Source organism: Vibrio sp. 1978 (genome assembly GCF_033344345.1).
In genome coordinates, this window is the sequence record NZ_JAWPOP010000785.1 from 1 (window position 1) to 579 (window position 579).

Annotated in this window: 1 protein-coding gene; it reads left to right on the forward strand. The window is 50.4% G+C overall.

Annotation, left to right across the window (positions count from 1 at the left end; translation table 11 throughout):
• Positions 1–579: SLC13 family permease (locus tag R8N49_RS29095; protein ID WP_412034935.1), on the forward strand; the 579-nt coding region annotated here is incomplete at both ends.

The window sequence follows — 579 nt, forward strand, 5'->3', positions numbered from 1 at the left end:
CTCCGGGCGATACTTTAGTGTTGGTGCCGGGCAAGCGTTTTGAGTCTGAGCGTCGAGCGCACCGTAAAGAATTTGTGTTAGTGCACGACTTAGATTCCAGCGCACGTTTGGACTCCAATAAATCGACGATTGTGTTGATTGGTTTTGCTGCGGTTATCGCCTGTGCACTACTTGAACTTGTGCCGATCATTAAAGGGCTCGCGGTATACATCATTGCACTCATTGCGTTTGGCATAGTGCAAATCTCTGAGCTTCGCCGCCGTTTTCCCATTGATATTGTGGTGATTGTGGGCTCTGCGCTCTCTATTGCGCAGCTGATGATTTCATCGGGCTTGTCCGTCAGGATGGGCGAGATGTTTATCGAAGCGTTTAACGGCTGGGGCGTATTTGGTGCGCTGGTGGCCACATACATCATGACCTTGGTGCTGACTGAATTGGTGACCAACAATGCCGCTGCCGCGTTAGCATTTCCGATTGGCTATAGTATGGCTGTCGGGTACGGAGTGGATCCGATGCCATTTATTATGGCGGTATTGTTTGGCGCAAGCGCGAGCTTTATTTCTCCCTACGGGTATCAAA